The sequence below is a fragment of the Streptomyces sp. NRRL S-455 genome (assembly GCF_000717875.1).
Classification (GTDB): Bacteria; Actinomycetota; Actinomycetes; order Streptomycetales; family Streptomycetaceae; genus Streptomyces.
Genome location: NZ_JOCT01000001.1, coordinates 173,859 through 194,655, shown reverse-complemented (window position 1 = coordinate 194,655; position 20,797 = coordinate 173,859). Strand labels below are relative to the sequence as shown.

Here is a 20,797-nt window from a genome sequence, read left to right as displayed (position 1 = left end):
ACCATGCGGCGCGTACGCGAGCGCAAGGGTGTACACGGGGAGCATTCGGCGGAGCGCCCGAGGTGAAACAGTACCTTTCACAAGTAAAACACCTGCTAACGTTTCCTCCCATGAGCTGTGCGATCCCCACCCCTCCCTCCCCGCCCGTCCGGCGTCTTCCGCTGGCGGGCGTGCTGCGCGCCGGACGTCCCTCGGACATCTGGTTCAAGCCCGCGCTGAGCGTGGTCGCGGCGATCGCTCCGCCCAACCTCACCCTGCTGGCGCTCGGCCGGCTCGATCTGGCGATGTACACGATGGCCGGATCCCTGTGCGCGCTGTACGCGCACAACCGCCCGTACGCCGCCCGGGCCGGGGCCCTGGTGTGGGTGGTGCTCGGCATGCTCGGCGGGCTCGCCGTAGCCCTGGTCGCGGCCTCACTGACCGGCAGTGCCGTGGTGCTGGTCGCCGTCGGTGCGCTGCTGGCCGCCGCGCAGAAGGTGCTGTGCGACGCCACCAGGATCGGCCCGCCGGGCCACGTCGTCCTCACCTTCGTCAGCTCCGCCTCCCTGTTCGCGCCGCAGACCTTCGCCCAGGTCCCCGGCCACCTGGCCCTCGCCGCCGCAACGGGGGCCTGGGCCTGGCTGGTCTGCATGGCTCCCGTGCTCGTGCGCCCCCACGGGCCGGAGCGCCGCGCCACCGCCCACGCCCTGAAGGCCGCCGCCGCGTACGCCGGTGCGGGCGGCGCAGGCGAGGGGCACGCCCGAGTCCGGGCCGCCGGTTACGCCGCCGTGCACGCGGCCTGGCAGTCACTGCTCGCCACCGACACACGTTCCCCGACCCGGTACCGCCTCGAACGGCTCGTGGTCCGGGCCGAGATCGCCCTCGCGGCGCCGGCGGAGGCCGACGCCGAACGCCTCGTGTCCTGGGCAGGCTCGCTGCGCGGCAACGGGCCCGTTCCGGAGGCCGGCCTTTCGCGGGCCGCCACCGACGAACTGCTCGGGGTGCACACGGCCCGGCCCCTCTGGAGCCGGCTGGGTCCGCTGACCCCACTCGCCCTGCGTACCGCGCTCGGCTGCGCGCTCGCCGGTTACGCCTCCCTCGCGCTCGGCATCGGACGCCCCTACTGGGCTCTGGTCACCGCCGCCTCGATCTATCAGGCCAACCTCGCCCTGACCTGGAGCCGGGCCGTCCAGCGTGTCGTGGGCAACGTCGTCGGGGTGCTCGTCTTCGCGGCGGTCGCGCCGCTCGCGCACCTGGGCCAGGCGGCCCTCGTCCTGTGCTGCCTCGCGTTCAGCTTCGGCGCGGAGCTCCTGATCAGCCGCAACTACTGGCTGGGCAGCGTCTGCGTGACCCCGATGGCCCTGCTCATCACCGAGTTCGCCGGATACCGGAACCCGGGCGAGCTGATGACGGAGCGGGTCGTGGACACCGTCGTCGGTGCCCTGGTCGGCTTCGCGGCCGCCGTGGCCGTCACCAACCGGCGCGCGGGCGACCGCGTCGAACACGCCCTGACCGCCGCCGACCGGGCCCGCGAGCGCGCCGTCCGTCTCCTGGCCGCGCCGGACCCCGGCCCCGCCGCTCTGGAGTCCGCCCGCCGCGCACTCGCCGTAGCCCTGGCCGACCTGCGGGCCACCGCCGACGCCGCGGCCGGCGAATGGTGGCAGCGAGCCCTGCCCGAGGAGCGGGTCGTGCTCGCCGAACAGTCCGGACACCGTACGCTCGCCGCGACGGTACGACGCCAGGGGCTGCTCCCGGACCGGGGTGCGGGCGCGGACACGGAGAACGAGACGGAGGACGTACGGCCATGACGGCGACGGAGGGACCATCGTCCGAGCGGGACCAGGCCGGCGAGCCCCCCGAGGACCGGGAGGGCCCGGCCGGCAGCCGAGGGGGTGACACCGTCGCCGCTGTCGTACGGCAGTGGCGGGCCGTTCACCCCGGGCTCGACACCGCGCCGATGGAAGTCATCGGGCGGATCAACCGCTGCGCCGCCCTGCTCCAGCAGGCCGAGGACGCCCCCCTGCGCCGGGCGGGGCTCAGCCGGCCCGAGTTCGATCTGCTCGGCGCGCTGCGTCGCACCGGGCACGAGCTGACGCCCGGGGAGCTGGCCCGGGAGACCTTCTCCTCCGGGGCCGCCGTCACCAAACGCGTCAAGCAGCTCACCGAACGCGGCTTGGTCGAACGGCGCGGCGACGCCCGCGACCGCCGGGTCGCCCATCTCCGCCTCACGGACGCCGGACGCGACCTCGTCGACGGCATCCTGCCCGCCCAGCTCGCCTACGAGGCCGCGGCCCTGTCCGGCATGGACGCACCCGAGCAGGGCGAACTCGCGGCTCTTCTCGGGGAGTTGCTCGGTCAGTTGGAGGGCCGGCTGGGCGGACTGCGGACCTGAGGCACGGACCGGGCCGCCGGTGGGACGCCGTCGGTCAGCCCTCCTCGCCGGCCCGGTACACGCCGAACATCGCCCCCTGCGGGTCCCGCAGCACCGCGATACGCGGCCCGTCGGGCACGGACGTGGGCACCATCAGGACGTCGCCGAGCTGCTGGACGACGGCGGTCGTGGCGTCCACGTCCGCCACGGCGAAGTACGGCAGCCAGTGCGCCGGGACCTCGGGCGGGAACTTGTCGTCCATCGTCACCATGCCGCCGAAGTCAGCGCCGCCGACACCCCACTGGGTGTAGCGGTCCGAGGGCGCGACGGTCCAGCCGAACACCCGGGTGTAGAAGGCCACGGCCCGGTCCGGATCGCGGGTGTACAGCTCCACCCAGCCCAGCGAACCGGGCGCGTTGAACAGCCCGGCGCCCGGGAAGGTCCCGGCCTGCCACAGCTGGAACACGGCACCGGCCGGGTCCGCGGCCACCGCGAACCGGCCCATGTCGAACACGTCCATCGGTCCCAGCAGCACCGCCCCGCCCGCCTCGGTCACCGCACGGGCGGTGCCGTCCGTGTCCGTGACCGCGAACGACACGTTCCACGCGACCGGCTGCGACGGCTGGTACAGCGGGGCGAGCGCGGCGACGGCCGCGTCCCCCAGGTGCGCGACGGTGTACCCGCCCGCCTCCTGACGCGGGTCGCTCTCGGGCCGCCAGCCGAACAGTCTCGTGTAGAACCGCTGGGCCGCCTCGAGGTCCGTGGTCCCCAGCTCGGTCCAGCAAGGCCCGCCGGTCACCGGTGCGTCGAGCTTCATGGCGTTCCTTCCGCAGGGGGAGCCCCCAGGCATGAGGTCCCCAGGCATGAGGTCCCCAGGCAAGAGGTTCTCCTGCACGCTAAGCCGCCGCCCGTCCCCCCTGCCATCCGGGAAAACCCACTGGTGTGCCGCTCCGGCCCGTCGTACCCTCACCCCGTACCGCACCGTGTGGCGGCCGCCGGCTCCTTCACCCTGTCCGGAGGTTTCCCATGCCCGCGCTCGAGGTGCGGCCCTTTCGCCGAGCCGACCGCGACCAGCTCACCGACCTGGTCAACACGCACGTGGCGGCCGTCGTCCCCGGCGTCTCCGTCTCCGTGAACACCGTCCTCAGCTACCTGGAGCGGCAGCCCGGCGAGTTCATCACCGACCCGTGGGTGGCCGAGCGGACGACGCTCGTCGCCGAGCAGCGCGGCCACGTCGTCGCCGCCGCCCATCTGCTGCGCTACCGCGCCGACGGCGAGGTCGGCGAGGCCTACCGGGACGCCGCCGGGATCGACTGGTTCGTGTGCCGTCCGACGGCGTCCTTCTGGCCGGACGCCGACCAGGCCGCCGACCTGCTGATGCGGGCGTGCCTCGCCCGGTTCGCCCGCTGGGACTGCCGCGTCCGGTACGCCGACGGCGCGCTGCCGGCCCCCCTCGTCTACGGCCTGCCCCGCAACTGGCCGCACATCCGGGCCGTCTACGAACGCGCGGGCTTCCGGCACGTCGGTGACACCGAGGTCATCCTGATCACCCGCGTGGCCGACCTGCCGGAGCCCGCGCCCCGGCCGGGCGTCACGGTCGAGCGCACGCTGGGGGAGTGCGGCACCCGTTTCACGGCCCGTACCGGCACGCGCGCCCTCGGCTTCGTCGAGATCGACACGGGCCTCGCCCGCCCGGAACGCCACTCCCGCGCGGCCGGCCTGGCCGACATCGGGAATCTGCACGTCGAGCCCGCGCAGTACGGCACCGGCCTTGAGCACTGGCTGCTCGCCCAGGCGGCCGACTGGCTCCGCCTGTGTGGCGTCGACCGGCTCGTCGCCTACGAAACCGCCGGCGACGACACCAGGCTCGACCTCCTGACGGGCGCGGGTTTCCGCGAGCTGACGCGTACCGACCGGGGCTGGGAGCACCGCCCGGGGTGACCTCAGATGCCCGGCCGGTAGCGCATCGGGTGGTCCGCCGGGACCTCCACCAGCACGATCGGCGTGCCGTCCGGGTCCTCGACCCACATCTCGACCAGCCCCCACGGCTCCTTCACCGGCGGCCGCGCGATCTCCACCCCCTTCGCACGGAGCTCTTCCCGGGCCGCGGCCACGTCGTCGACCTGGAGCCACAGCCGCGTAGCCGGCGCGGGGGGAGTGGTGGATCGCCCCGAGACTTCGAGGAAGCCGCCGCCGAGGAAGTAGACCGTGCCGCGTTCCGGTCCCGTGCCGAACTCCCGGTAGACGGAGAGCCCCAGCTGTTCGCCGTAGAAGGCCCGGGAACGCTCGGGGTCGGTGGGGCGAAGCAGAATCCGGCTGCTGAGTACATGCACCATGCACGGGAGCCTAGTGGGGGCGTTACTCTCATCCGTGCTCGAGCCGCGCCAGGAAGAGAGACGAACCCATGGACACCGCCGCCACCGGACTGATGTTCCGCGACGCCTCCGACGCCGACGTGGACGAGCTGGTCGCGCTGATCGAGTCGGCGTACCGGGGTGACGCCAGCCGGGCCGGGTGGACCACCGAGGCGGACATTCTCCAGGGGCAGCGGACCGACCCGGAGGCTGTGCTGGCCGTCATCAAGTCGCCGGACAGCCGGCTGCTGACGGTGGAACGGGAGGGGCGGATCGTCGCGTGCTGCCAGCTCGAGCACCGCGGTGACCACGCCTACTTCGGGATGTTCGCGGTCAGTCCCCGCCTGCAGGGCGCGGGTTTCGGCAAGGTGATCATCGCGGAGGCGGAGCGACAGGCCCGCGAGACGTGGGGCGTGACGGAGATGCACATGACCGTGATCTCCGTACGCGACGACCTCATCGCCTGGTACGAGCGGCGCGGCTACCGCCGTACGGGACGGATGACCCCGTTCCCGTACGGCGACGAGCGCTTCGGCATCCCCCAGCGCGACGACCTGCAGTTCGAGCTGCTGGTCAAGGAGTTCGCGTAGTCCCTATGCCGTGAAGCGGCCCGTACGCTTGATGTCCGGGTGGTCGGTGGTCGCGCCGTCCAGCCCGAAGGCCCGGACGAGACGCAGGTGGTCCTGCGTGTTCACCACCCAGCCGATGATCTTCAGGTCGGCCTTGCGCGCGTGCTCCACGATCTCCAGGGTCAGACGGCGGATGTTCAGGCAGACGGTCGCGGCGCCGGCTGCGACGGCGCGTTCCACGATGTCGGTGCCGTAGCGGCTGGCGATCAGCGCCGTGCGCACCCCCGGCACCAGGGGCTTGATCTCCGCGATCGCCTCGTCGTGGAACGAGGACACCTCCACCCGGCCGGCCAGCCCTCGCGCGTTCATCACCTCGGCCAGGGCCCTGGCCGCCTGCACATCCTTGATCTCCGCCTGGATCGGCGCCTGTACGGCCTCCAGGACCTCCTCGAAGACCGGCACCCGCTCGCCCAGGCCGGCGTCCAGGGCCCGCAGCTCCGCAAGGGTCTTCTCGGCGATCGGACCGGTGCCGTCGGTCGTGCGGTCCACGTCCGTGTCGTGCATGACGACGAGGGCGCCGTCCTTGCTGAGATGCAGATCGAGTTCGATGGCGTCGAGGCCTGCCTCCTGGGCGGCGACGAAGGACCGGAGGGTGTTCTCGGGCTCCACACCCATGACTCCGCGGTGACCGATGGTGAGGAAGTTCAAGACGGGACTCTCTTCCGTCGACAGGCGGCACTGGGGGCCTTACGGCCCACCTGGACCGTATCGCCTGCGGCCACCCCCTGCAGAGGGAGAGGGCATGGCCGACGCGCATACGGGCACAAGCATGGCCGACAGGAAAACGTGCGGTGAAGGCCCCTGTGAGGCAGGATAATTTCCTGAGGCCGCCCTTGCTGGAAGGAACCTCGTGTGTATACGGTCTGCACACGAGAGATTCTCCCGTGGAGGATGGGACATGACGGAAATTCTTGTGCAGGTGGGTTCGGAGGAACAGGTTCCTCCCGTGGCCAGGGTGGTGGAGCACCCGGCATGGCCCGTGCTCAAGGATGCCGTGGAGCGGATCCGGCCATGGCAGTCCAAGGACGGGTCGATCGACTTCGACGCCGAGAGCGCGCCCGATCCCGCCGACGCCGAGCTCGCCGTGCGGGCGGTCACCGACGCGGTCCGGGAGCTCTCCCCGCTGCTCCCGCACGACCGCGACTACCACGAGGCCCTGGTGAAGGACCTCGGCCGGTGGGCCGACGGCGGCTTCCAGGTGCCCGACTTCCTCGACTCGCTGCTGGCCTTCCAGCCGGCCGCCCACCGCGCCGACGGTCTGCAGCACCTGGTCGTCTTCCCGATGTACACGCAGAACGGCAACCCGGACCGCAACCTGGAAGCGGTCGTGCTGCGCATGGTCTGGCCGGAGTGGCTGGCGGAACTCGAGCGCACGCGCTACGACAACCCGCTGTTCTGCGGCATCAAGTTCGAGGACTTCACGTCCGGCTACGACACCAACTCGGCCGTCCTCTTCCCCGAGACCATCGCCGTGCGCGAGGCGCCGGAACGGTTCTCCTGGGGCGGCATCTTCTGCGACCGCGAGGCCGCCCGCTTCCGTCGCGTCACGGCCGCCGCCGTCGACATCCTGGGCCTGGAGCTGCCGGAGGACGTCGCCGCGATGGTGCACGACCAGAAGCGCTGCGAGGAGGCCTTCGTCCTGTGGGACATGGTCCACGACCGCACCCACAGCCACGGTGACCTGCCGTTCGACCCGTTCATGATCAAGCAGCGTCAGCCGTTCTGGATGTACGGCCTGGAGGAGCTGCGCTGCGACCTCACCGCCTTCAAGGAGGCCGTGAAGCTCGCCCAGGACGGCGTCCCGCAGGCCCGTGACGTGCAGGTGGCGGTCCTCTTCGACCGCATGTTCCGCTTCCCGGTCACCGGCGAGCGGGTCCGCAACTACGACGGCCTCGGCGGCCAGCTCCTCTTCGCCTACCTGCACAAGCACGACGTCGTCCGCTGGACGGACAACAAGCTGTCCATCGACTGGGAGCGCGCCCCGCAGGTCACCAACCAGCTGTGCGCCGAGATCGAGCAGCTGTACCGCGACGGCATCGACCGCCCCAAGCTCGTCCACTGGTTCGCCGGCTACGAGCTCGTCTCCACCTACCTCGCCCCGCACCCGGGCTCCAAGTGGGCAAAGGGCCCCGACGCGCTCGACGTGACACAGCCGCCCCGGAAACTCGTCGATGACGTGCTTCCGGACGAGTTTCCGCTGAGCATGTTCTATGAGGCACTGTCCAAGAAGCTCAAGAACGTGATCGCCTCCACCAAGGGCATCACGGCGGACGGCGCCGAGCGGATCGCCGCGTGAGCGGCGGTACCGTCCGCGAGACCGGGAACACTGCTCAGGAGGCGAAGAAGATGGCGGGGAACGGAGCTCTCAGCGGTGCGGTGATCGCGGTGGCCGGCGCGGGCGGCCCCGCCGGCCGTGCGGCGCTGCTCAGGCTGGCCGAGGCGGGGGCGACCGTGGCGGCGGCGGACAACGATCCCGAGCGGCTCGCGGAGGCCGTGGACGCGGCGCGCTACGCCTCGGGCGGTGCGACCGTCACCGGCGAACCGGTCGACCTGCTGGACCTGCAGTCCACCCGTGACTGGGCGAGTCACATCGAGAAGGACTTCGGCCGCGTCGACGGCCTGGTCCATCTCGTCGGCGGCTGGCGCGGCAGCGAGACCTTCATCAAGACGAGCCTCGACGACTGGGACTTCCTGGAGCTGCTGCTGATCCGCACCGTGCAGCACACCTCCCTGGCCTTCTTCGAGAGCCTCCAGCGCAGCGACCGCGGCCGGTATGTGCTGATCAGCGCGGCCGGTGCCACGAAGCCCACCGCGGGCAACGCCTCGTACGCCGCCGCCAAGGCCGCGGCCGAGGCCTGGACGCTCGCCCTGGCCGACGCCTTCCGCAAGGCCGGGGGTGCCGAGGGGCCGACCTCGGCGGCTGCCATCCTGGTGGTGAAGGCGCTGGTGCACGACGCGATGCGCGCCGACCGCCCCAACGCGAAGTTCGCGGGCTTCACCGACGTCAATGACCTGGCCGACGCCATCGCCGAGGTCTGGGACAAGCCTGCCGCCGAAGTGAACGGAAACCGTCTGTGGCTCACCGAGAAGCCGTGAACCCGCCGAAGACCGACGCCCGTCGCCATCACGACCCCGACGTCCGCGGTTTCGCCAGCGACAACTACGCCGGGGCCCACCCGGAGGTACTCGCCGCCCTGGCCCTGGCCAACGGCGGACACCAGGTCGCCTATGGCGAGGACGCCTACACGGACAACCTCCAGAACGTCGTGCGCAGCCACTTCGGCCCCACCGCCGAGGCGTTCCCGGTGTTCAACGGGACCGGCGCCAACGTCGTCGCCCTCCAGGCCGTCACCGACCGCTGGGGCGCGGTGATCTGCGCCGAGAGCGCGCACATCAACGTCGACGAGTGCGGGGCGCCCGAGCGGGTCGGCGGCCTGAAGCTGCTGACCGTGCCGACACCGGACGGCAAGCTCACCCCCGAGCTGATCGACCGCCAGGCGTACGGCTGGGACGACGAGCACCGCGCCATGCCGCAGGTCGTCTCCATCGCCCAGGCCACCGAACTCGGCACGGTCTACACGCCGGAGGAGATACACGCCCTGTGCGAGCATGCCCACGCGCACGGCATGAAGGTGCACCTGGACGGCTCCCGGCTGGCCAACGCGGCCGCCACCCTGAACGTCCCGATGCGGACGCTCACCAACGCGGCGGGCGTCGACATCCTCTCCCTGGGCGGCACGAAGAACGGCGCCCTGTTCGGCGAGGCGGTGGTGGTGATCAACCAGGACGCCGTCCGTCACATGAAGCACCTGCGCAAGCTGTCCATGCAGCTCGCCTCCAAGATGCGCTTCGTGTCGGTGCAGTTGGAGGCCCTGCTCGCCCGGGACCTGTGGCTGCGCAACGCCCGCCACTCCAACGAGATGGCCCAGCGCCTCGCCGAGGGCGTGCGCGCCGTGCACGGGGTGGAGATCCTCCACCCCGTGCAGGCCAACGCCGTGTTCGCCCGCCTGCCGCACGACGTGAGCGAACGCCTCCAGAAGCGGTTCCGCTTCTATTTCTGGGACGAGGCCGCGGGCGACGTCCGCTGGATGTGCGCATTCGACACGACCGAGGACGACGTGGACGCGTTCGTCGCGGCGCTCAAGGAGGAGATGGCCCGCTGACTCCGGTGCGGTTCAGCGGTTGACGAGCCGGACCCCGCGCGCGGGGTCCGGCTCGGCTCCGGCGCCCTGACGACCACGCCTGCTGCATAGGTATGCGGAAAGCTGGAAATCAATTGCCTCGCTCGCGGGTCTCTCCCTATGCTCTGCCTGCATGCAGCTGATTCAGGAAACCGCCGACCTCTCCGCCTACTTGGTCGCTGACGAGGCGATCGATCATCATCATCCGCTCGTGCGCGAGACGGCTGCCAGGCTCACCGAGGGCGTGGCGAATTCGTATGAGTATGCGCGGGCGGCGTTCGACTTCGTGCGTGACACCATTCCGCACTCCCAGGACTCCGGTGATCTCCGGGTCACCTGGCGTGCCTCCGATGTCCTGGAGCAGCGCACCGGCATCTGCTACGCCAAAGCCCACGCACTGGCCGCGCTGCTCCGGGCCGAGGACATCCCGACGGCGTTTTGTTACCAGGAGTTGGGGGTGGTGCACGGCCTGGTCGCCGTGCGGTTCAACGGTGGATGGCACCGACAGGACCCCCGGGGCAACAAGCCGGGCGTGGACGCGCAGTTCTCCCTGGACGGCGAGCGGCTCGCCTTCACGCCCGATCACGCGTCGGGCGAGTCGGACTGTCCAGTGCTGCACGCCGCACCGCACCCGGCCGTGCTCGACGTCCTCAAAGCGGCCGCCGACCGGCCGCATCTGTGGCGGACGCTCCCTACGGCACTCTGAGGCGTGCGGGCCTCGAGGTCAGTGCGCCTCGGCCGCCTTCACCTGCTCCGGCGTCGGCGCCGTGCCGCCGAGGTGCGCCGGCATCCACCAGGTGTCGTCCGGGCCCTTCGGGCGCACCGGATAGGCGCGCTGGGCGGCCTCGAGGAGTTCCTGGACGCGCTCGCGCAGCTGGCGGGTGATGGCGCCCGCGTACTTGTCGCGGGAGGCCTCGATCGCCTCGCCCACCCGGATCGTGATGGGGATGTGGCTGCGCTTGAAGTTGCGGGGGTGGCCCTTGGTCCACAGGCGCTGCGTGCCCCACACCGCCATCGGGACCAGCGGCACACCGGCCTCCTGCGCCAGGCGCGCGGCGCCCGACTTGAAGCTCTTCAGCGTGAACGACTGCGAGATGGTCGCCTCCGGGAAGACCCCGACGATCTCACCCGACCGCAGCGAGTCCAGGGCGTGCGCGTAGGCCGCCTCGCCCTGCTCGCGGTCCACCGGGATGTGCTTCATCCCGCGCATCAGCGGGCCCGAGATCTTGTGGCGGAAGACGGACTCCTTCGCCATGAACCGCACGAGACGCTTCTGTGGCAGCGCCGCCAGGCCGTTGAAGACGAAGTCCAGGTAGCTGATGTGATTGCTCACCAGCACGGCGCCGCCCGAGCGCGGGATGTTCTCCGAACCCTGGCAGTCGATCTTGAGGTCCCACACCTTGAACAGCGTGCGGGCGAAACCGACGACGGGACGGTAGACGAACTCTGCCATGGGCGGGTCGGACCCTTCCTGCTCTGCCTGGGAAGGGATTCCCAGTGAAGAAGTTACGCAGCCGTAGGTTTACGGCTTGTCGCAGATCGTGCCCCAAGAACGGCCGGGTAGCCAGCCCCCGTGCCCCCATGCGAGGAGATTCTCGTCACGTCGCCCCCACGGACCCCACCTCGGGCTTTTGCGGCCCCATTACTCCGCCCGTACCGTCACTCGCCGCACGAGCAGGTACAACTCGCATCCCAGGCAGTACCCGAACGCGGCATTGAGGAAGGCGGCCGCGAGGGCCGCCCCCGTCGCCGCGAGTCCCAGCCAGCCGGGCCCCAGCGTGTAGCCGACGAGCCCGAGCCCGGCGAAGACCAGCCCAACCGCCTGGGCGAAACGGGGCGGTTCGGGCGCCTCGAACTCGGTCGGCGGCCCGAGTCGTGGCCTTACGGCCACGCGGAACAGCCAGCCGTACGGCGACCGGCTCACTCCGCCCGCGGCGCCCAGCAGGAACGCCAGCGTCTGCCAGGCCAGCAGCCACACGCTCCCCGTGACCAGAACGAGCGCCAGGACGACGGTGGTCACGGCGGCACCGACACGCGGCCCTCTTGCGTCGATATCCATAGGAGCCAAGCATTCCGTATCGCGGCCCTGGTGAGGGGCGGGAATCTTTGCGGTCTCGTGAACGCTTGCACTCGGAGATGACCGGACTGGTGGTGTGCGTGCTGGTGCTCGCGGCGGCGAGCGCCTACGGAGTGCTGCGACGGCGGCGGAGCGGGAGAGTACGGGTGCGCGGACGGGACGACGGCAAGCTGCTCGATGCGTCGGAGCTGGGCGCGGAGCTCGGTGAGCGGGCCACGCTCGTGCAGTTCTCCAGCGCGTTCTGCGCGCCCTGCCGGGCGACCCGGCGGGTGCTCGGCGAGGTCGCCGGCATGGTCCAGGGCGTGGCCCACGTCGAGATCGACGCCGAGGCCCACCTGGACCTCGTGCGACGGCTGGGCATCCTCAAGACCCCGACCGTGCTGGTCCTCGACGCCGACGGCCGGGTGGTGCGGCGGGCCACAGGCCAGCCGCGCAAGGCCGACGTGATCGCCGCGCTGGGGGAGGCGGTGTGAGCCGGGCGACGCGGCCGGTGAGTCATCTCCCACTTCACGGAACGAACTTGACTGCGCGGACCATTTATCGTCAGCCTGACCCCATGCCTCCGGACCTCCTCGCCACACCCGACCTCCTGCGCTCGGTCTTCCGGCGGCACGCGGCCGGAGTCGCCGTGATCACCGCGCGTGGCGACGCCGGTCCGGTGGGCTTCACCGCGACGTCCCTGAGCTCCGTCTCCGCCGAGCCGCCCCTGCTGTCGTTCGGGGTCGGCACCGGCTCCTCCAGCTGGCCCGCCATCGCCGTCACCGGCCATGTCGGTGTGCACATTCTCGGAGAGCACCAGCAGGAGCTGGCCGCGACCTTCGCCCGCAGCGGAGCCGACCGCTTCGCGGCGCCCACCCAGTGGCGCGAGGGTCCCGAGGGGGTCCCCGTGCTCGACGGCGTGCTCGCCTGGCTGGTGGCCCGGGTCGTGGCCCGCGTGCCGGCGGGAGACCACCGGATCGTGATCGCGGAGGTCGTGCACGGCGACCCCACGGGCACCGGCCGGCCGCTCCTCTACCACCAGGGACGTTTCGGCCGCCTGCGCGACTGACCTGGTCCCCCCCCGGCTGCGGGGCCGTCGAGTTCCGGTTACGCTGCGTTGCGAAGGTCACAGTTCAAAGCGCTTGCTTAGCGGGCATGAACTGGATGTACTGACGAGTAATATTTCGCTCGGAGCGTGGGCCGCCCCGACCGGGATCGGCCGCTTGAGGCGCCTATGCTGCCTGCAAGCAGGCACCGAGAAATGACGATGCAGTAGGAGAGCCGGCGTGAGCTTGAGGATCGTTGTCACTGTGAAGTACGTGCCCGACGCCACTGGCGACCGGCACTTCGCCGATGACCTGACCGTCGACCGGGACGACGTGGACGGTCTGCTCTCCGAGCTCGACGAGTACGCGGTCGAGCAGGCGCTGCAGATCTCGGAGAACTCGGACGACGACGTGGAGATCACCGTCCTGACGGTGGGCCCGGAGGACGCCAAGGACGCGCTGCGCAAGGCGCTGTCCATGGGTGCCGACAAGGCCATCCACGTCGAGGACGACGACATCCACGGCACCGACGCCATCGGCACCTCCCTGGTCCTGGCCAAGGCGATCGAGAAGGCCGGTTACGACCTGGTGATCTCCGGCATGGCCTCCACCGACGGCACCATGGGCGTCGTCCCGGCCCTGCTGGCCGAGCGCCTGGGCGTGCCGCAGGTGACGCTGCTGTCCGAGGTGTCGGTCGAGGACGGCACGGTCAAGGGCCGTCGCGACGGCGACGCCGCCTCCGAGAACCTCGAGGCGTCCCTGCCGGCGGTCGTGTCGGTGACCGACCAGTCCGGCGAGGCGCGCTACCCGTCCTTCAAGGGCATCATGGCGGCCAAGAAGAAGCCGGTGGAGTCCTGGGACCTGTCCGACCTCGACATCGAGGCCGAGGAGGTCGGCCTGGAGGGCGCCTACACCACGGTCGACAACGCGGCCGAGCGCCCAGCCCGTACGGCGGGCACGATCGTCAAGGACGAGGGCGAGGGCGGCAAGCAGCTCGCTGAGTTCCTCGCGGGCCAGAAGTTCATCTGAGCCCGGCATTCGCTGACCGCCCCTCATCTTTCGCAAGCAGGAGAGAAGAAGTCCCATGGCTGAAGTTCTCGTCTACGTCGACCACGTGGACGGTGCCGTCCGCAAGCCCACTCTGGAGCTGCTGACCCTGGCCCGCCGCATCGGCGAGCCGGTCGCCGTCGCACTGGGCAACGGCGCCGGTGACACCGCCGCCACGCTCGCCGAGCACGGCGCGGTCAAGGTCCTCACCCACGAGGCCGCCGAGTACGCCGACTACCTGGTCGTACCCAAGGTGGACGCCCTCCAGGCCGCGCACGAGGCCGTATCCCCGGCCGCCGTGCTGGTGCCGTCCTCCGCCGAGGGCAAGGAGATCGCCGCCCGTCTGGCGCTGCGTCTGGGCTCCGGCATCATCACCGACGCCGTCGACCTGGAGGCCGGCGACGAGGGCCCGGTGGCCACCCAGTCGGTGTTCGCCGCCTCCTTCACCACCAAGTCCCGCGTCTCCAAGGGCACCCCGGTCATCACGGTCAAGCCCAACAGCGCCGCCGTCGAGCCGGCCCCGGCCGCCGGTGCGGTGGAGGCCCTGTCCGTGACCTTCTCCGCTCAGGCCACCGGCACGAAGGTCACCGGCCGTACGCCGCGTGAGTCGACGGGCCGCCCGGAGCTGACCGAGGCCGCGATCGTGGTCTCCGGTGGCCGTGGCGTCAACGGCGCGGAGAACTTCGCGATCATCGAGGCGCTCGCCGACTCCCTCGGCGCGGCCGTCGGTGCCTCGCGTGCCGCGGTGGACGCCGGCTGGTACCCGCACACCAACCAGGTCGGCCAGACGGGCAAGTCGGTCTCGCCGCAGCTGTACATCGCCTCCGGCATCTCGGGTGCGATCCAGCACCGTGCCGGTATGCAGACCTCGAAGACGATCGTGGCGATCAACAAGGACGCCGAGGCCCCGATCTTCGACCTGGTCGACTACGGCGTCGTCGGCGACCTCTTCGACGTCGTCCCGGCCCTGACCGAGGAGATCAAGACCCGCAAGGGCTGATCGACCGGGATGTGGAAGGCCCCCGTGACCGCGCCTTGAGTTCTGGCGAACGGTCACGGGGGCCTCTTCTCATCCCAGGGTCATCGTGGCCTGCACCGGCAGGTGGTCGCTCGGGTACGTCCCGTCCACGCTGAAGGTGTTCATCCCGGCCCAGTGCGTGGTCACCCCGGGCGTGGTGAGGATCCAGTCGATGCGCCGCCCGCCGGGTCTGGGCACCTGGTAGCGGTGGTACGTCCCGTACGCCGGACTCCGCGAGGCCGCCGCGTCCCAGGTGTCCACCAGTCCGATGTCCAGCATGAGCTCGTACACCCGGTTGTCGTGGGCGGCCGCGTTGAAGTCGCCGGTGACGATGACCGGTAACGACCGGTCCCACCCGGCGATCGTCTCGCCGATGAGCCCCGCCGAGCGTTCCCGGGCGTACTGGCTGACGCTGTCCAGATGGGTGTTCAGGACGTAGAACTCCCGTCCCCGGTCGGCGAGGTCGGCGAAACGGACCCACGTCACCATGCGCAGCCAGTCCGCGTCCCAGGTGTTCGAGGCGATCGTGTACGGGGTGTCGGACAGCCAGAAGTGGTCGAACTCGACCGGCTCGAGTCTGCGCGTGTCGTAGAAGACCGCCATGAACTCGTCCTTGCTGCCGCCCCCGCGTCCGGTGCCGATCCAGTCGTAGTGCTCGCCGAGATCCTTCTCGATCATGCGCACTTGCCGGTAGAGCCCTTCCTGCGTGCCGATGACGTGAGGTCGCTCGCGGCGCAGCAGTTCTCGCATCACCGGTCGGCGCACGGTCCAGCGCGGTGTCTTGTCGACGACGGTCGCGAAGCGCACGTTGAACGTCATGACGTTCAGGGCGCCCGGGTGCTCGCCGGCGGAAGCGGGCCGTGTGGGACCCGCGGTGGTGAGCAGCGGTCCCGCGACGGCGGCGGCCGCCGCTGCCTTGAGCCCGTGACGGCGCGTCACTCCGACCTCGTTCGGCACGTGATCTCCCTCCCCTTGCAGTCAGGATGAAGCTTGCCTACTGAATACGGAAGAAGACGGCGGGTCTGCAGTGGCTGATGGTGAAGCATGGGGAATCGCACTCAAGCCGGTGTTGACCAGGGTGAAGATCGGCCGTTAGCTTCGTTTTGCGGAGTGTTGATTCCGCTTTACGGAAAATGGAGGGTCTGGGATGGGGCAGGGCCGACAGGAGAACGTGGCGACGAGTCTCGCGGGTGCCATCAGCGAGGAGATCAGCGCCTCCCTCGCCCCCGTCGACGCGGAACTGGAGCGCCGCTACCCGGGAGACCCCGGCACCCGTCAGCCCGTGCACACCGTCTACGTCCCCGGAGACGTCTTCGCCGCCGACACCGTCCGCACCTGGGGCGACCGGGCCCTGGCCACCCTCGACGAGCACGCTCCCGACGCCGAGTCCTTCGCCGCCGTCCTGGGCCTGGCGGACGAGCTGGCGGCGCCCGTGTACGACCGGGTCCGCGCCAAGCTGGAACGCGAACCGATCGAGGACCTGCGCGTGGACTTCGAGGACGGCTACGGCGTTCGCCCCGACGCCGAGGAGGACGAGGCAGCCGCGCGCACCGCCCGGATCATCGCCGAGGCGTACGAGGACGGCACCGCGGCCCCGTACATGGGGATCCGGATGAAGTGCATGGAGGCGCCCGTCCGCGACCGGGGCATCCGCACCCTCGACATCTTCCTCACCGGCCTGATGGAGGCCGGCGGCCTGCCCGCCGGACTGGTGCTCACCCTGCCGAAGGTGACGTACCCCGAGCAGGTCACCGCCATGGCACGGCTGCTGGACGCCTTCGAGAAGACACACGGCCTCGAGCCCGGCCGGATCGGCTTCGAGATCCAGATCGAGACCAGCCAGTCCATCCTCGCCGCCGACGGCACCGCCACCGTCGCCCGCATGATCCAGGCCGCCGAGGGCCGTGCCACCGGCCTGCACTACGGCACCTTCGACTACAGCGCCTGCCTGGGCGTCTCCGCCGCCCACCAGGCCTCCGACCACCCCGCCGCCGACCACGCCAAGGCGGTCATGCAGGTCGCAGCGGCCGGTACGGGCGTCCGTGTCTCGGACGGCTCGACGAACGTCCTCCCGGTCGGCCCCACCGAGAAGGTGCACGCGGCCTGGCGGCTGCACTACGGCCTCACCCGGCGCGCCCTGGCCCGCGCCTACTACCAGGGCTGGGACATGCATCCCGGCCACATCCCCACCCGCTACGCGGCCGTGTTCGCCTTCTACCGGGAGGGCTTCGAGCAGGCCGCCGCCCGCCTGGCCCGCTACGCCCACCGCACCGCCGGTGACGTCATGGACGAACCCGCCACCGCCAAGGCACTCAGCGGTTACCTGCTGCGCGGCCTGGACTGCGGCGCCCTCGACATCGGCGAGGTCGCTCGGCTCGCCGGCCTGACCCGGGCCGACCTGGAGAGCTTCGCGGTGCCCCGGCGGGGTGATCTGACGGCTTCCGCCTGACACGCCGCCGCCCACTTCACTCGCGGGCAGAACCCGGGCCGGGCCGCCGCAGCGGTGTCTCCGTCAAGGGCGGCGCCAACGGCGCGGCCGTCCCGTGGCTCCCGTTGTGCCGAGCCCGCGCCGAGGCGGCCACGTACCGTTCCAGCCCGGAGGCCGTCACCAGCTTCTCCTCGATGAAAAGCCGGGTGCCGCGCTCGCACAACCGGCGGTCGGCGCGCGCCCGCTCACAGAACTCCTCGGGCACGACGCCGAAGAGCTCCCGGAAGCGCGGCAGGCCGACGAGCAGTTCGCTGAGGATCTCCCGCTGCCCCGGGTGAGTGCGCGGCCTGCCGGTGCCGTCGTGCAGGACACCGTGCCGGTTCACGTAGGCGTACGCGCCCGGCAGGCGGGTGCCGTCCGCGAGGTCGATCCGTATGTCGGGCGAGGGCAGCCAGGCCCGGTCGAAGTTCCCGCCCGGCACCGGCGCGCCCTCGCTGGCGTCGATCACCGCGAGCTGCTCGTCGTCGAGCCAGATGACGAACAGCTCCCGCACGGTCTCCGGGGCGCTGACCGGCGAGGCCGACACGTATCCCATGCGGCTCACATGCGCCGAGACACCGGCGTCGACGCCGGTCACCAGGGCCCTCACCATCGGGACCGGCGACATGATCCCGAACTCCAGCATCTTGTGCCGCAACTGGGCCGGGCAGGCGTTCGAGCCGATGGCGAGCACCGGTGTGCGGTCCGCGTACGACGTCCGGTCCAGCGGCAGGAAGCGGTCCCCGTCGAGCAGCCCGGAGCCGGCGGGCCACGCGCCCGGATAGAGCAGGGGATGCTCGCGCGGCGCCTCGGCCAGGCCGAGTGCCCGCAGCGTGCGATCGACGTGGTGCTCCATGGGCCGCTCAGTCCACCGGGGGAAGCTCGCCCGAGCCGCGAGTGATCAACCGGGTGGGCAGCTCGATGCGCTCCGGTGTGACCAGTGTGCCGTCCAGCTGCCGGAAGAGGCGCTCCGCGGCGGTACGGCCGATGGCCGCCGCGTCCTGGGTGACGACCGTGACGCCCGGCTGGAGCAGGTCGGCGAGCTCTATGTCGTCGAAGCCGACCAGGGCGACACGGCGGGTCTGCTCGGCGAGCACCCGGATCACGGTGACGGTCACCCGGTTGTTGCCTGCGAAGACCGCGGTGACCGGCTCCGGGCCGGACAGCATCTCCACGGCGGCCCCGCGCACTCGCTCGGGGTCGGTGACGCCGAGGGACATCCAGGAGTCCGCCACGGGTATGCCCGCGTCCTCCATCGCGGCCCGGTAGCCGCGCAGCCGCTCCGCGGCGGTGTGGATCCGGGGCATGTCCCCGATGAAGCCGATCCGGCGGTGCCCGTGCGCGATGAGGTGGGCGACGCCGTCCCGGGCACCGCCGAAGTTGTCCGACAGGACCACGTCGGCGTCGATGTGCCCGGCCGGGCGGTCCACGAACACCGTGGCGACACCCGCCTTGAGCTCCGGCTCCAGGTACCGGTGGTCGTCACCGGCCGGGATCACCACCAGCCCGTCCACCCGCCGTGCGCACAACGCAAGCACCAGCTCCTGCTCACGGTCCGGGTCCTCCGCGCTGGAGCCGTTGATCAGCAGGGCGCCGTGCGCGCGGGCCACCTCCTCGACCGACCGGCTCAGCGGCCCGTAGAACGGGTCCGCGAGATCCTCCAGGACCAGCCCGATGCTCGCGGTGCGGCCCTTGCGCAGCACCCGCGCGCTGTCGTTGCGGCGGAACCCCAGGGCGTCGATCGCCTCCTGGACCCGGCGCTCCGTCTCCGGGGTGACGCCCGGCTCCCCGTTCACGACCCGGGAGACCGTCTTGAGCCCGACCCCGGCGCGTGCCGCGACGTCCTTCATGGTCGGCCGGGTGCCGTAGCGCGCTGCGGAGCGGAGGTGGGTCTGGGGCACGGTGCGCTGTCCTGTCCTGTCGTCCACGGGGGTGCGTCGGTCCCGGGTTCGTATGAGGATGTGGCGTCGAGCATAGAGCCTGGACAACGTTGTCAGGCTCGGGGAGACTGACCGCCACCATCTCCGGACCGCGCCCCACCGCCGGCCGGCCAGTCCTTTTCACCGTCGACGGGGAGATCCGCACCGATGCACACCGACCTCGTGGCCGCGCTGGACATAGGCGGCACCAAGATCGCCGGCGCTCTGGTGGACGGCCACGGCCGGATCCTGGTCCGTGCCCAGCGGCCGACGCCCGCCCAGGAGGACGGCGACACCGTGATGCGGGCCGTCGAGGAGGTGCTCGGCGAGCTCACCGTGTCGCCGTTGTGGCAGCGCGCCACCGCCGTGGGCATAGGCAGCGCCGGGCCGGTGGACCGGCCGGCGGGCACGGTGAGCCCGGTGAACGTGCCCGGCTGGCGTGACTACCCCCTCGTCGGACGCGTCCGGGCCGCGGCCGGGGGACTGCCCGTCGAGCTGATCGGGGACGGGGTGGCGATCACGGCGGCCGAACACTGGCAGGGCGCCGCCCGGGGCCACGACAACGCGCTGTGCATGGTCGTCTCCACGGGCGTCGGTGGCGGCCTGGTGCTCGGCGGCCGGCTGCACGCAGGACCCACCGGCAACGCCGGTCACATCGGCCACATCAGCGTGGACCTCGACGGCGATCCGTGCCCGTGCGGCTCGCGCGGCTGCGTGGAGCGCATCGCCAGCGGCCCCAACATCGCCCGGCGGGCGCTGGAGAACGGCTGGCGGCCCGGCCCCGACGGCGACACGTCCGCCGCGGCGGTGGCCGCCGCCGCCCGGGCCGGCGACCCGGTCGCCGTGGCCTCCTTCGAGCGGGCCGCCCAGGCCCTGGCCGCCGGGATCGCCGCGACCGCCACGCTGGTGGAGATCGACATCGCCGTGATCGGCGGGGGAGTGGGCAAAGCGGGCGACGTCCTCTTCGCACCCCTGCGCAAGGCCCTGAGCGCCTACGCGACCCTGTCCTTCGTCCGGCACCTGACGGTGGCACCGGCCCAGATGGGCACCGACGCGGGTCTGGTGGGCGCGGCGGCGGCCGCGATGGACCGACGACGGACGGACGCGGCCGCGGCGGGGGTCTGAAGCCGGGCAGGAACGTTCAGGCGGTGGGCGCCGTGGCTCGCTCCCACCTCCTGAGGCGGAACGAACCGTTCCCAGGCGACGCAGGTCCGAGATACCGGGTTTCCCCTCGGAAACCGGCCGAATGTCCGTGCGATGTGGCACGATCGCGCATGTGAGCAGCAGAGCCGCTCCGGCGCAGCGCCTGCACGATCTCGCCCGCCTGCGCCGGGTCAAGGACCGGATCGACCGGGAGTACGCGCAGCCCCTGGACGTGGAGGCGCTGGCCCGGGGGGCGCACATGTCGGCCGGGCATCTCAGCCGCGAGTTCAAGCTCGCCTACGGGGAGTCGCCCTACAGCTATCTCATGACCCGGCGCATCGAGCGCGCGATGGCGCTGCTGCGCCGTGGTGACCTCAGCGTCACCGAGGTGTGCTTCGAGGTCGGCTGCTCTTCCCTGGGCACGTTCAGCACGCATTTCACCGAGCTGGTCGGTATGCCGCCCAGTGCCTACCGGCGCGCGGCGAACGAGGCCACGGCGGGGATCCCGTCGTGCGTGTCGAAGCAGGTGACGAGACCGGTCAGGAATCGAGAAGCGCCGGTCCCGGGCCGAAACTAGCGTGATGGCC

The 20,797-nt window shown here is 71.4% G+C and carries 23 protein-coding genes; 15 read left to right on the top strand and 8 right to left on the bottom strand.

The genetic code is table 11. The features are described 5' to 3' along the window. Positions 1 to 110: 110 nt before the first annotated feature. Together IE97_RS0100875 and IE97_RS0100870 are read left to right on the top strand one after the other, a co-directional pair. Positions 111 to 1,787, top strand: a complete 1,677-nt coding sequence (locus IE97_RS0100875; RefSeq protein WP_030147207.1) for an FUSC family protein — start codon at positions 111 to 113, stop codon at positions 1,785 to 1,787. Further along, complete coding sequence (locus tag IE97_RS0100870) at positions 1,784 to 2,371, top strand: MarR family winged helix-turn-helix transcriptional regulator (protein WP_030147206.1); 588 nt, start codon at positions 1,784 to 1,786, stop codon at positions 2,369 to 2,371. The genes IE97_RS0100875 and IE97_RS0100870 overlap by 4 nt, the downstream gene beginning before the upstream one ends. 34 nt (positions 2,372 to 2,405) lie before the next feature. Here the strand turns inward: IE97_RS0100870 and IE97_RS0100865 are convergent, their stop codons facing one another. Next, positions 2,406 to 3,167, bottom strand: a complete 762-nt coding sequence (locus tag IE97_RS0100865) for a VOC family protein (protein ID WP_030147205.1) — start codon at positions 3,165 to 3,167, stop codon at positions 2,406 to 2,408. A gap of 209 nt (positions 3,168 to 3,376) precedes the next feature. Between IE97_RS0100865 and IE97_RS0100860 the strand changes: the two genes are divergently transcribed. Then, complete coding sequence (locus tag IE97_RS0100860; protein ID WP_030147204.1) at positions 3,377 to 4,291, top strand: GNAT family N-acetyltransferase; 915 nt, start codon at positions 3,377 to 3,379, stop codon at positions 4,289 to 4,291. Positions 4,292 to 4,293: 2 nt separating this feature from the next. On the opposite strand, the gene IE97_RS0100855 is transcribed toward IE97_RS0100860, so the two are convergent. After that, a complete protein-coding gene (locus IE97_RS0100855) occupies positions 4,294 to 4,686 on the bottom strand; it encodes a VOC family protein (protein WP_030147203.1) in 393 nt (130 codons plus the stop codon). Positions 4,687 to 4,754: 68 nt separating this feature from the next. On the opposite strand from IE97_RS0100855, the gene IE97_RS0100850 reads away from it, so the two are divergent. Further along, positions 4,755 to 5,294, top strand: a complete 540-nt coding sequence (locus IE97_RS0100850) for a GNAT family N-acetyltransferase (protein WP_030147202.1) — start codon at positions 4,755 to 4,757, stop codon at positions 5,292 to 5,294. Between the two features lie 3 nt (positions 5,295 to 5,297). Here the strand turns inward: IE97_RS0100850 and IE97_RS0100845 are convergent, their stop codons facing one another. After that, complete coding sequence (locus IE97_RS0100845; RefSeq protein WP_030147201.1) at positions 5,298 to 5,981, bottom strand: glycerophosphodiester phosphodiesterase; 684 nt, start codon at positions 5,979 to 5,981, stop codon at positions 5,298 to 5,300. Positions 5,982 to 6,231: 250 nt separating this feature from the next. Here IE97_RS0100845 and IE97_RS0100840 point away from each other — a divergent pair, with 250 nt between their 5' ends. From IE97_RS0100840 to IE97_RS0100825, 4 genes are all read left to right on the top strand, one after another. Then, positions 6,232 to 7,629, top strand: a complete 1,398-nt coding sequence (locus IE97_RS0100840) for a DUF6421 family protein (RefSeq protein ID WP_030147200.1) — start codon at positions 6,232 to 6,234, stop codon at positions 7,627 to 7,629. Positions 7,630 to 7,679: 50 nt separating this feature from the next. Then, positions 7,680 to 8,429, top strand: a complete 750-nt coding sequence (locus IE97_RS0100835) for an SDR family NAD(P)-dependent oxidoreductase (RefSeq protein WP_030147199.1) — start codon at positions 7,680 to 7,682, stop codon at positions 8,427 to 8,429. Continuing rightward, entirely contained in the window at positions 8,426 to 9,496 is a 1,071-nt protein-coding gene (locus IE97_RS0100830; protein WP_030147198.1) for a threonine aldolase family protein, read from the top strand. The genes IE97_RS0100835 and IE97_RS0100830 overlap by 4 nt, the downstream gene beginning before the upstream one ends. A gap of 151 nt (positions 9,497 to 9,647) precedes the next feature. Beyond that, complete coding sequence (locus IE97_RS0100825) at positions 9,648 to 10,220, top strand: transglutaminase-like domain-containing protein (protein ID WP_030147197.1); 573 nt, start codon at positions 9,648 to 9,650, stop codon at positions 10,218 to 10,220. 18 nt (positions 10,221 to 10,238) lie between these two features. Here the strand turns inward: IE97_RS0100825 and IE97_RS0100820 are convergent, their stop codons facing one another. Beyond that, positions 10,239 to 10,967 carry a lysophospholipid acyltransferase family protein gene (locus IE97_RS0100820; protein WP_030147196.1) on the bottom strand — a complete coding sequence of 243 codons (729 nt, stop codon included), beginning with the start codon at positions 10,965 to 10,967 and terminating at the stop codon, positions 10,239 to 10,241. A gap of 189 nt (positions 10,968 to 11,156) precedes the next feature. Next, the gene (locus IE97_RS0100815) at positions 11,157 to 11,573 is read right to left on the bottom strand and encodes a DUF4395 domain-containing protein (protein WP_030147195.1); all 417 of its coding nucleotides are present in this window, start codon (positions 11,571 to 11,573) and stop codon (positions 11,157 to 11,159) included. Between the two features lie 77 nt (positions 11,574 to 11,650). Between IE97_RS0100815 and IE97_RS0100810 the strand changes: the two genes are divergently transcribed. From IE97_RS0100810 to IE97_RS0100795, 4 genes are all read left to right on the top strand, one after another. Further along, on the top strand, positions 11,651 to 12,064 hold the full coding sequence (locus tag IE97_RS0100810; protein WP_030147194.1) for a TlpA family protein disulfide reductase: 414 nt from the start codon (positions 11,651 to 11,653) through the stop codon (positions 12,062 to 12,064). Between the two features lie 83 nt (positions 12,065 to 12,147). After that, entirely contained in the window at positions 12,148 to 12,639 is a 492-nt protein-coding gene (locus tag IE97_RS0100805) for a flavin reductase family protein (RefSeq protein WP_030147193.1), read from the top strand. Between the two features lie 217 nt (positions 12,640 to 12,856). Next, positions 12,857 to 13,645, top strand: coding sequence for an electron transfer flavoprotein subunit beta/FixA family protein (locus tag IE97_RS0100800; RefSeq protein WP_010037573.1), 789 nt, complete (start codon positions 12,857 to 12,859; stop codon positions 13,643 to 13,645). Between the two features lie 55 nt (positions 13,646 to 13,700). Next, positions 13,701 to 14,663, top strand: a complete 963-nt coding sequence (locus IE97_RS0100795; RefSeq protein ID WP_030147192.1) for an electron transfer flavoprotein subunit alpha/FixB family protein — start codon at positions 13,701 to 13,703, stop codon at positions 14,661 to 14,663. Between the two features lie 69 nt (positions 14,664 to 14,732). Here IE97_RS0100795 and IE97_RS0100790 read toward each other — a convergent pair whose 3' ends face one another. Beyond that, positions 14,733 to 15,638: an endonuclease/exonuclease/phosphatase family protein gene (locus IE97_RS0100790; protein WP_030147191.1), complete on the bottom strand. Its 906-nt coding sequence runs from the start codon at positions 15,636 to 15,638 to the stop codon at positions 14,733 to 14,735. Between the two features lie 190 nt (positions 15,639 to 15,828). Here IE97_RS0100790 and IE97_RS0100785 point away from each other — a divergent pair, with 190 nt between their 5' ends. Continuing rightward, positions 15,829 to 17,130 (top strand): DUF6986 family protein, encoded by a 1,302-nt coding sequence (locus tag IE97_RS0100785; RefSeq protein WP_030147190.1) that lies wholly within the window; start codon positions 15,829 to 15,831, stop codon positions 17,128 to 17,130. A gap of 16 nt (positions 17,131 to 17,146) precedes the next feature. On the opposite strand, the gene IE97_RS0100780 is transcribed toward IE97_RS0100785, so the two are convergent. Next, on the bottom strand, positions 17,147 to 18,004 hold the full coding sequence (locus IE97_RS0100780) for a hypothetical protein (protein WP_051704781.1): 858 nt from the start codon (positions 18,002 to 18,004) through the stop codon (positions 17,147 to 17,149). A gap of 7 nt (positions 18,005 to 18,011) precedes the next feature. Next, a complete protein-coding gene (locus IE97_RS0100775) occupies positions 18,012 to 18,998 on the bottom strand; it encodes a LacI family DNA-binding transcriptional regulator (protein WP_420706036.1) in 987 nt (328 codons plus the stop codon). 237 nt (positions 18,999 to 19,235) lie between these two features. On the opposite strand from IE97_RS0100775, the gene IE97_RS0100770 reads away from it, so the two are divergent. Together IE97_RS0100770 and IE97_RS0100765 are read left to right on the top strand one after the other, a co-directional pair. Continuing rightward, on the top strand, positions 19,236 to 20,192 hold the full coding sequence (locus tag IE97_RS0100770; protein ID WP_030147187.1) for an ROK family protein: 957 nt from the start codon (positions 19,236 to 19,238) through the stop codon (positions 20,190 to 20,192). Positions 20,193 to 20,313: 121 nt separating this feature from the next. Beyond that, a complete protein-coding gene (locus IE97_RS0100765) occupies positions 20,314 to 20,787 on the top strand; it encodes a helix-turn-helix transcriptional regulator (protein ID WP_420706030.1) in 474 nt (157 codons plus the stop codon). The last annotated feature ends 10 nt before the right edge of the window (positions 20,788 to 20,797 follow it).